At 50.1% G+C, this 10,472-nt stretch carries 10 protein-coding genes; 2 read left to right on the forward strand and 8 right to left on the reverse strand.

Annotation, left to right across the window (positions count from 1 at the left end):
* Positions 1–726: 726 nt before the first annotated feature.
* The 5 genes from ppc to PV433_RS10470 form a co-directional block, all read right to left on the reverse strand.
* On the reverse strand, positions 727–3,522 hold the full coding sequence (gene ppc, locus PV433_RS10450) for a phosphoenolpyruvate carboxylase (protein WP_332072097.1): 2,796 nt from the start codon (positions 3,520–3,522) through the stop codon (positions 727–729).
* Between the two features lie 792 nt (positions 3,523–4,314).
* Entirely contained in the window at positions 4,315–6,645 is a 2,331-nt protein-coding gene (locus PV433_RS10455) for a hypothetical protein (RefSeq protein WP_332072088.1), read from the reverse strand.
* Positions 6,646–6,651: 6 nt separating this feature from the next.
* A complete protein-coding gene (locus PV433_RS10460; RefSeq protein WP_332072089.1) occupies positions 6,652–7,266 on the reverse strand; it encodes a M23 family metallopeptidase in 615 nt (204 codons plus the stop codon).
* The gene (locus PV433_RS10465) at positions 7,263–7,643 is read right to left on the reverse strand and encodes a hypothetical protein (protein ID WP_332072090.1); all 381 of its coding nucleotides are present in this window, start codon (positions 7,641–7,643) and stop codon (positions 7,263–7,265) included. The genes PV433_RS10460 and PV433_RS10465 overlap by 4 nt, the downstream gene beginning before the upstream one ends.
* Positions 7,644–7,663: 20 nt before the next feature.
* A complete protein-coding gene (locus PV433_RS10470; RefSeq protein WP_332072091.1) occupies positions 7,664–7,933 on the reverse strand; it encodes a hypothetical protein in 270 nt (89 codons plus the stop codon).
* A 141-nt stretch (positions 7,934–8,074) separates the two neighbouring features.
* Here PV433_RS10470 and PV433_RS10475 point away from each other — a divergent pair, with 141 nt between their 5' ends.
* Positions 8,075–8,299 (forward strand): helix-turn-helix domain-containing protein, encoded by a 225-nt coding sequence (locus PV433_RS10475; RefSeq protein ID WP_332072092.1) that lies wholly within the window; start codon positions 8,075–8,077, stop codon positions 8,297–8,299.
* Between the two features lie 122 nt (positions 8,300–8,421).
* Here the strand turns inward: PV433_RS10475 and PV433_RS10480 are convergent, their stop codons facing one another.
* From PV433_RS10480 to PV433_RS10490, 3 genes are all read right to left on the reverse strand, one after another.
* Entirely contained in the window at positions 8,422–8,679 is a 258-nt protein-coding gene (locus PV433_RS10480; protein WP_442951498.1) for a YolD-like family protein, read from the reverse strand.
* A gap of 92 nt (positions 8,680–8,771) precedes the next feature.
* Positions 8,772–9,050, reverse strand: a complete 279-nt coding sequence (locus PV433_RS10485; RefSeq protein ID WP_332072094.1) for a hypothetical protein — start codon at positions 9,048–9,050, stop codon at positions 8,772–8,774.
* Between the two features lie 443 nt (positions 9,051–9,493).
* Positions 9,494–9,727, reverse strand: a complete 234-nt coding sequence (locus PV433_RS10490) for a helix-turn-helix domain-containing protein (protein ID WP_332072095.1) — start codon at positions 9,725–9,727, stop codon at positions 9,494–9,496.
* Positions 9,728–9,871: 144 nt separating this feature from the next.
* Here PV433_RS10490 and PV433_RS10495 point away from each other — a divergent pair, with 144 nt between their 5' ends.
* Complete coding sequence (locus PV433_RS10495) at positions 9,872–10,090, forward strand: hypothetical protein (RefSeq protein ID WP_332072096.1); 219 nt, start codon at positions 9,872–9,874, stop codon at positions 10,088–10,090.
* Positions 10,091–10,472: the final 382 nt, after the last annotated feature.

Genomic DNA, 10,472 nt, shown 5'->3' on the forward strand with positions numbered 1-10,472 from the left:
GGCTCACGCCCCGCTCCTTCGCTCACCCTGGCTGTTCAGCCCCGGGAAGAACAAAGATCCGGAAACGACGATTCCGAGAAGTATGAAAACAACTCCCGTCCACTGGACGGGCATTACCGGTTCGCCCACAGAAGACCATCTGGTCTCTACCGTGAACCAAGTACCGCTCCTTAACTAACACTGCCGCAATAACCGATATAAAGTCGGGAGCTCCGGGTATATACGCACTCCATCACAATCGTTATTCACGTTAATTGAAACTTAAAACCCAATTGACCAAGATACGATCAATCGAGACCACCACGGTTATAGAAAAACGGGGTAAACCGTCAGACCGAATAGCCCGACCGACGCCAGCCGGGTCCAAGGCTCCCGGAACCGATTCGCTCACGCTTTCGGAATAAACAATACTATCCACCGCAAAATTGCCGTACTCATCGATATACGACCAGCGCTGAGCCGGACGTTCGTCAACCCTCCGTGGCACGCCATCTATGAAACACAAGGACAGCCTATTCTAAACAGGGGGCGTCGAGCAGTACGAGCATGATGCGCTCCAGCAGGATGCAGGATGCTGCATCTGATCAGCCGAGTCACTCTCTCCCGTATGCGGACATACCGCTCTCTTATCACTTTACATTTTTTCATGAAAAAAGTCGAGAACCGTCTCTGTTCAGAAACGTTCCCGACTTTGCGACTCGTCATCCGATGGTAAAAAAGTCTCGATCAGCCTGTATTTCTCAAGCCGGCTGCAATTCCGTTAATCGTCAGCAGCACTTCGCGCAGCAATTCCGTAGTCTCGCTCGAATTGTCAGGCTGCGAGCGAAGCTCGGTCAGCAGCTGCACCTGCAAGTAGCTTAACGGATCTACGTACGGATTGCGGAGCTTGATCGACTCCTGAATAACCTGCTGGTTGTCCAATATTTCGTTCTGGCCTGTAATTTGCAGAATTAGCTGGGACGTCAACTCATATTCGTCGTTAATTTGATCGAAGATCCGTTTCGCAGCGTCCTGGTTGCCGGACATTTGCGAATATTCCTTGGCGATCAGCAAGTCCGCCTTGCCAAGCGCCATCTGCAAATTATCGATCATGGAGCTGAAGAACGACCAGCTCACATACATCTGCTTGAGCGTCTCCAGATTGTCCGGCTTGCCCTGATAAAAGGTTTGCAAGCCCGAACCCGCCGCATACCAGGCCGGAAGCAGGTACCGGCTCTGGGTCCAGCCGAACACCCATGGGATGGCGCGCAAATCCTCGAACCGGTCGCTGCCTTTCCGCTTGGCAGGGCGGGAACCGATGTTCAGCTCACCGATCTCCGGTAGAGGCGTAGATTCTTTGAAGAATGTATAGAAATCCGGATCACGGAAAATCAGATCCTGGTATTTCGTTTGCGCCTGCTCGGAGATCGACTTCATAATTTCTTCGTAGTCGTGCTCGTTGCTGTCCACCTGCTGGTGCTTCGACAGATTGGCGCTAGCGATTAGAGCCGACGTAGCCTGCTCCAGACTCCGGTAAGCGATGCCTTTGAGCGCATATCGCGAAGAGAGCACTTCTCCCTGCTCGGTGATCTTGATACCGCCGCCGATCGTTTCTGGTGGCTGGGCCAGGATGCTCCGGTTCAGCGGCATACCGCCGCGTCCGAGCGCTCCGCCGCGTCCGTGGAAAAACTTAAGTTTCACCTGATGGCGCTTGGCGACCTTGGTGATCTCCTTAAGCGCGACACGCAGCTCCCAGTTGGCCGTAATGACGCCGCCGTCCTTGTTACTGTCGGAGTAGCCCAGCATTATCTCCTGGATATGGTTAAAATCAGGGATGCTATTCCGGTACGCCGGAATGTTAAAGACCGTCTCCATAATGCCTGGCGCTGCATGCAGGTCGTCGATCGTCTCGAACAGCGGAGCAGGCTGCAGTGTACAATGGACCGTACCGTCTGACTCCCGGCGATACAAACCGACTTCTTTGCCCAGTACCATAACCTCGAGCAGATCGCTTGCGCCCTGAGTCATACTAATCAAATACGTCGTAATACATTTGCGTCCAAACTCGGCTTGTGCAGCCTTGATCGTTTTGTACACGTTAATCACTTCGAGCGTCGATTCCGAATATTCCAGGTATGGAGACATCAGTGGACGCGGGTCCAGCAAAAGATCGCTAAGCAGCTTGATTTTCTCCTGTTCGGAGAGCGCCGCGTAGTTGTCGACGATATTCATTTTAGCTAAAATCTCGCCCATCGCAGCTTCATGTTCCTTGCTGTGCTGACGGACGTCCAGACCGGCCAGGTGGAAGCCGAACAACTCGACCTGACGGATAAGCTTCCGAATGTAAATATCGGCCGTATACCCCGCGTAATGGCTTCGCAGACTGCGATCGATCAGCCACAAGTCTTCGAGAAACTGCTCGGGAGTCGTGTATTTGGCTTGACTGTTCTTAGTACCGTGAGACTGTGCGTTGATAATCTTCTCGACCATGTACTTCAGCTTGATCCGATACGGCTCGTTATCGTTACGCCATACGTCCTCGGTCTTCAATCGAACGTGCTCCTTGTCGGTCTCGATCGATTCGAGCAGTTCCGGGGTCACCTTAACGATATTGGTGCTGAAGCTTAAATGGTTCATCAATTCAACGAGCTGCTGCTCGTATTTCTGAAGCACCAGCTGCCGGTGCATCGTCAACGTCTCCCAAGTGACCTGCGCGGTCACAGATGGGTTTCCGTCACGGTCGCCGCCGATCCAGGAGCCGAACCGCAAAAACGCAGGAACGTGCCAGTCGACATCCGGGTAATATTTATTCAAGCAGCGTTCGAGCTCCTGATACACTTCCGGGAGAACATCGAACAGCGTCTCATCGAAATAGTACAGTCCGTTGCGGACCTCATCGAGTACGGTTGGCTTGCGGTCCCGAAGTTCATCGGTTTGCCACAGGGTGAGCACTTCGCTGACGAGCTTCTCACGAAGCTGTTCTCTTTCCCTATTCGTCAGAGACGGGTTGTCCAGCTTCATCACATCGCTTGCAATCCGCTGGTGAATCTCCAGAACGACACGCCGCGTCGCTTCCGTCGGGTGAGCCGTCATTACAAGCTCTAGCGAGATCGTTTGCAAAATATCTTGCAGTTCCGAAGGAGGCACGTTATCCTTATGAAGCTCGGCGATGATTCCTTCGATCGATTCACGCTGAATCTTTTCGCCCGCGGAACGCTCGTAATCGCGCTTGCGGCGAATGCGGTGGTTCTGCTCGGCAATATTCACCAATTGGAAATAAATCGCAAAAGCGCGAATGACGTTATGCCGGTCTTCCGGACTAAGCGAACGGACTACGGTTTTGAAATCTTGAAACAAAGCTTGCTCGTAGGAAGCTCTGAGCGTTTTGCTCATCTCGCGGATTTGTTCGACCAGACTAAGCAGCTCCTGGCCGCCCTGATGGATCAACACTTCCCCCAGTATGGTCGTTAGAAAGCGCACGTCCCTGCGCAGCAGATGATGGCTCGAATTGCCTTGATTCGGTTCGATCGTTACTTCCGTCATCATGTTTCCCTCCATCCCCTAGGTCATTCGGCAATTATCACGGCATAACTGCTATCACGCAGTAATAACCCGATTTCCCGATGTAGAAACATCGGAGCACCCGGGCACACGCAAAAAAAGACCTCACCGGTCACGATTTCACACCCAACTGCCGAATGCCTTTTACGTACCGCCACTCATACAACTATGTCCTTTCTATCTTATTGGTTAACGGGCGATAATTCAAGTGCAAAATCCGACAAGATGCTTGTTCCCGGTATCCATTTCTTGCACTTCAGGCATACTTTACCCACGTTAGAAATCTATATCCAAGTGTTAGGGTAGTTTTTGGGGATACCAACGTTCGAACGCGCTTGTCTCATGCAAGTCCAATTCAGGATAATGAAGCAACATTCCCCTGCTGAGTAAATATACGCTTCTTCTAACTTCGATGGACGACTTATGTACAATGAAAACTAAATCCTAACGTCTCAAACAACAAAAAAAGCTCTGATTTCTCAGAGCTTTGTCGGCGAAATATGAAAGCGGGTGATGGGAATCGAACCCACGCTACCAGCTTGGAAGGCTGGTAATAAACACTGCCTGTAGCTATCACAGTCATCAGAAACCGCATAAAATAACGGTTTTTGATGACCCCCGCTATCAATTCATGTCCCTAACTGTCACATCATTAAATAATCATTGCCCCATTTTCGCCCCATTATTGCACAGAGGGGCAAAAAAATCTTTCCTTTATATATACTAAAATCCGCACATTACAATAAGCCCCCCCAAAAGGGGGCTTATTCGCTTTTAAATTGGCCCCGGAAGCTTGGTAATAAACCTTGAATAGCCCGTTTTGCTTTTGATCAAGTTCAGCGAGTGATAGCGCGGCAACCGTAACAAATCCTCCAACTCGAACGGCTGCAGCTCATCTTTAAGTTCATCATAATTCTTTTTATCGCACCCGGAAATAAGCATATATGAAGCGTTAGCACTCCGAAGCTCCGTCCGAATGTACTGGATCTGATTGATATAGTGGCAGCTGATAATCGGTTTGAGGCCAAACTTTGCGAGCCTGCTCAACTTATCCGAGAGGAATTTTTGGGTGTTCTCGACTTGGTAAAGCTCATCGATCACCAGGTTAACCTTCCTTAGCTTATTTCGGTCCCCTACACGGCTCTCGCGGATCTGGAGCGCAAGCCAAAGCTTCGTCATCCAATATGTTGTATAAACATCCCGTTCACCATCCGTGCCGAACATCGTCTCCGGCATTTTGAAGCAGAGTAACTGGTTCTTCTGCAGCTCCTGCGCCATGTCGATATTGCCGGACGTAGATCGTTTGAGCATCATTTCCATATATGTGTTGGCCTTCAGCTTATTCAACCGATCGATCACCCCAGTTATTAAGTGATCCTTCGTCCCGCAAACCTCTGGTTCTGTCCGCGTCGTTTTCCCTTCCTTGATCTTAACTTCTCGATACTCGTCGAGTTCGTCCAGGCTCGCGATATATTCTGAAAGGTTTTCTTTTTGAGATTCCGGCACCGCGTCAACAAATCGGCGTCGCGCCTTATAATCCGTCAGCACCGTGAAAACATCCCGGATGCTGCCACCTTGGATAAATACCGCGAGGCTTGCGCTGGTTAGATATCTTTCCATCTTGGCACTCAGGCGGGTGTCGTCGGAATTGACCGAATTGATCAAGGTCAGGAGCTGCGTAGTTTGTTTTTTGGCATTGTCATATTGTTGGAACGGGTCAGCGGATACGCCTACCTCGTTGTATCCAAGTCCCTGCATCATCTTCGGATCACCGCAGTCAATCGTCAGGGTCTTTTCTGGTGGGAACAGTGCAGACACTTCACTGCTTAATTGGCAACTGCCAATAAAATCAAAGATGATCACACATTCCCCGGCCCCGATAGCATCCCGGCTTAAATTGCCGATTAGAGTCGATTTGCCGGCACGTGTTGGGCCGATCAGTACAAGGGTCAGGTTCTTGTACTCACGATCATCTGATAGGTAAGCGGCCTGCTCATGCCCGCGGTACCGGTTGACGCCGATCCGAAGCGTGCCGGCCCGCAAGTCCTCCGGTACCTCCGTCTCCTGCGTCTCAACTTTTTCTATGAAGTTGTAACGTTCGAGCACATCGCGCCCGGCCAATGCTATTAGGTTTTGACATTCCTCGTCACCCATTTTATTAATTGCCGCTCCTCGAATACTGTAGTCCGTATAGCGCAGCTGGCCCCGGTATGGACGGTACACCAGTCGGTTATCGTCGGTGATCGTGTCAAAGCTCTGCGCAAGGCTCCGAGCGTTGTTTCGCTGCCGGACGGAATCGCTGCTTTGGCTTAATACGAGGACTTGAGTATTAAGGACCGTCGCATTTGCTTTACGGTTCGTACTCTCGCTGATCTTCCGGCCACCGTTAAGCCGCTCGAGCGCTTGCTCAAACAATCCGACCGTATTGGAGCTTTCGCCCTTTTTGGGGCCGACAACAGCCGCTGTGACCGTGCCAACAATACTAGATAACATCGATATCGTGATTTTAAACAAATACCAGGTGTCCAGCTTGTTACGGTCCACCGGCACGTTGTTCTTGACCTTTTCGATCGTGTCGCTGTAGGCATTCCGCCAGCTAAATTGAGAGGTTGGGATAAAGTTGTAAAACACTCCGACGCGGTCTCCCTCCTCGAGTACATCTATAATATTTAGTGTTGATTGCAGGAGATCGTTGTCACGGCGGTCCGTTCTTAAACTCAATCCGTCCTCCTTAGCATATATGAGCTGATATTTTGTCGTGGCGACATTAAACTGCGGCAGCTCGGTGACCTCCTCAATCGTAATGCTCTGCCAGCAGTCGCTGATCTTTTCTCGGATCACGCTTGTATGCTGCTTCGGGATGACGAAGTAAAACTCGACCTTCTGTTTTTCGATATAAACGAAATAGGCCGCCTTGGAATTTATCGTATAGGTCAGCCCGGTCCTCGCTTCCTCCCGCCTGATATTCTGGGTGACGTTTCTGTACAGGCTGGCGATTGCTCGAGCGATTTTGTGTGTATTGTTATTGCGGATCGAGTTGTTCGGCTTGAGCCGCAGGAAGACATACTCCGGGCGAACGATGCGGATAGCTTCACTGATCTTCAAATTCTCTCACCCCAGCAGATATTTTATCAAAACATACGACACCGTCAGAATGCCTGCCCACCGGGTGCCCTTTTCCCATCCGGCCACGTGCAGAATAATTGCCAATCCGCCGCCGATCAAAGCAATAGAATACGATAGATCAACGACCAAGTCGCGAACGCCCTCCAAAAACCCCAGCAGTACCTTATAGGTGAAGCTCCGCGCGTGGTCGCCTACACTCTGCTGCGCCTCTCCGATCGCCTTTTCCACTACTTTCCCGAGTATCCCTAATTGCGGATCAACAAACGCTCCAGCGCCGTTTACGAGTCCGATATGCACGTGAGGTCCGGTACTATTGCCGGTATTACCGCTCAACGCGATCAGATCGCCAGAGAACACCCGATCGCCGATGCGGACCTTGGTTTCCGACAGATGGCCAAGGATATACTGATAACCTGTTTTGGTTTTGACAAACACCGCTTTGCCAAGTCCGTCGCCGCCGTAATCGGCGATCCGGGACACTATTCCCTCCGTTGGCGCGTACAACTTGGAACCGATCGGCAGGGCAACATCAACCCCCGTATGCGGCGTCAAATGGACCAAATCGACTTCGCCGAATCTGGCCGTAATACGCGGCGTCATGACGGCGACCTCAAAGACTCAAACAGCTTATCAACCTCATTGAGTGCAATGGGGAGCGCCCCGAGAATCATATAGGTGACCACATAGCCAAGAAAATTCCTTTTTGCTGATCCCATATCCCCTTCTGCCACGCTCTTGATCGTATCAATCGCCCCTTTCACGACGATCACCCATTTTCCGACGTTGATCACCTTGCCGTATATCTTTTCGGCCCCCGCGTCAATCCCCGTACCTGCTGCCATAGCCGTAGCCGGGATAGCGAGTAATGCAATGGTAATACCGGACACCTTAAGCGCCGTATCCTTCGACATTACTCTGCGTTTTGTTTCCTTCCGGAGCTGCCGGAGGTCGAGGACATAACATTTTGTCTGCTCCATGATGTCACTTCCCCTCGTTTTTACCTTTTTTGGTTGGGCATAAATACAGTTGGTTTTGAACGTACCACTACCCCTGATGAAGACAGCGGAAGATCCTGCGGAGTCAGTGGACTTTCCTTCACCTCGATGCGTTTCGTGGTACGGATTCCAAGGGCCCAGCGAAGTCCGTCCCTCGCTTTATCCGATAATTCACCATCACTTAACCCCACAATTGCCTGACGTAAGTCTGCATCCAATATTTTTCGAAGCCTGAAAATGATCCGATCGCGGCCATTTTTCTTGTCTGACATTGTGTCGCACCTCCTGTATGACGCGCTTTTTATAAAAGCATATCTCGGTCGGCTTGGACATTATTCCAAGTCGGCTTAGCCTTTTGGGTATATTTATTGCACTTCTCGTCCATGCTAGATGCAAAGAAGGAGATGGTGTGGATGAGCGGGCTTGGTAAACCCAGAACAAAATTAGGTGAATGGATGGATTCACGAGGGATTAAGCAAACGTGGTTAGAGGAAAAGACAGCTTACAGTAAAAATACAATCTCCGCGGTATGCAACAATTCGGAGTATACGCCAAATCTCAAAACGATCCAGAAAATAATAAAAGCACTTCGGGAAGTCGATCCTTCCGTCAGTGCTTCGGATTTTTGGGATGTATGACAACACGTCATACATCTCTTTATTTGTACCCATTTTTCCCATCGCTTGGGGGCCGCTGGACGCGGTTTACGTCCTGCTTTGTAAAGCGTATGCGAGCGGTATTCTATTTATTCGTGTTCGGGTCAACCCTCGGAACTAACTTTCATTACATCTAAAAATGGAACTTTGGTAATCGACCCGTGACGCTCTACATGCACCAATCTAGTCCTCGCATCCAATACTGTTATGCGCCCGACCACCGGATCGGATTCACCCCACACAGTCAAAGATACCTCTATCTCTTCATCCTTCGCTTCGGTTAGCTGGTTGCCCAACTCCTCCAACTCAAATTCATCTCTCGTCGGTCGCTTCTGCTTATGCTTTGCCATGAGTATATCCATCTCACTTTCGTCTTTAAATTGAACGATCCGCAGCCGGTGTTCCGGCAACATCATCCTGGACGACTCCCATAATCCATTACCCTCGAGTTTTTTCAGTCGAACCACGCCCCCAAACCGTAAGGAGACTTAGGAGGCGGAGGCTCGACAGTTTTCTCCGGTTCGGGTTCGAGCACATCAGGCTTTAAAATACGCAATTTACCTTCTGCAATCTCGACAAATCCGGCAACTCGCAGCGCTTTGATCGCCTCACGGACTCGCTTTTCGGATCGTTGGGAAAACTGGCTCACCCGAGCAATGTCTGGACGAACCCAGTTTTGTTGATATAGGTGATACAGGACGCGTAGTATTTTACGTGGCGTATCCTCAAGCATCAGCCTGCCCTCCGATCAGGCTCTACGGCCAGAATGCCCGATAGCATAAACGTGCGAGGAGCATTGCTTTCAAGGCAGTAAGCTTTAACATGCCGTTCACCAACCGCTCGAATCTGTACCCGTCGTTTGGAAAACTTGTTTCCCTCTCCCTGATAAATGATGACGACGGTTTGACCCAAATACCGATGTAATTTCGTCTGCATTCGGAACGCCTCCATACAAGAACGTTTGTTCCTATTTTATGCGAACGAATGCGAACATGCAATGTCAAAAAAAGGAGCAGCGAGGTCATCCCTCCTGCTCCCTACCGCAAGGTAATTAATTTAATAATGTCGTCCGCATACGCGTCGATAAATCGCATATACTCCTCGTGCTCCATTAAGCACACAGGGTAAAGAACATTACCCGTTCGAACGTAATCGCACACGCCCGATCTGCGTAATTTACTGGTTCTCCGTCGCATCGCCCTCATCCCCCTCTACATATTCGATCAGGTCCTCGATCCGATTGATCTCCAATGAGACCATGATCTTTTCCAAATTATCAGGCGACCAATGACGCGCCGTATTTTCCGCAAGGTCATTGATCGTATTCCATCGAATGCCGGTCATTTTGCTTAATTGATTGACCGTTATCCGCCTATCGTACAATATTTTGTCGAGTTTCAGTCGCAGCATGTAAACCACCTCCTGCACTCAGTATACAACGGATTGCGTAAAATATTCAACTAATTTCGTAAATAACTTCATCGAAATTTGTTGACAGTTGGACGAAATTCGTTTATAATTAAAAGTGTAGAGAGGAGGTGAGCGACATGGAGCGTGAGACACAAAAAATCTTCGAAAAGCTGGAAAAGAGAGAGCATCTGGTCCCGCTACCAGCGAAACCGGTTAGCACTCGGCAGGATCACGAAAGCCGAGCACAACGCCGAAATAGCCCTGATCGATGAGCGGTTCGGGCTGACAGAAAAAGAGCGGCTAGCTTACGACCTGTACATCAAGGTACAAGCCGAAAAGCACCGCCGCCGCAGTAAACGGTAATTCAACTGGAGGGGAGTTAGCGCCTCCCCTCCTCCCAATCTTAACATCATGCAAGGCAAATATACAGCGGGAGCGTGGATGGAGTGGTTAAAGTGGTTTCGATAAACGTGATTCCAAGATGGCAAAGAGAGGCAGTGTTAGCTGATTGGGTACGTTGGGTGGTTATACGGAACGGATATATCTATAATGGTCATCGAACATTTGAACAAGCAAGTGCAGTTGCTAAATAACACGGGAGCTTAACGGCTCCCCTCCAAGGAGGCTGATCCTATGCTGGAGACAATTATCAAATTTGCTGGGCCGGTGGCGCTGCTGATCGCGGCTATCTACTACTACCGGGCACGGCGTAAATAAACGGGAGGGATCCGGGATTATTACGGGA

Origin of the sequence: Paenibacillus sp. GYB004, assembly GCF_036577605.1 — a bacterium.
Lineage (GTDB): Bacteria > Bacillota > Bacilli > Paenibacillales > NBRC-103111 > Paenibacillus_AB > Paenibacillus_AB oceani.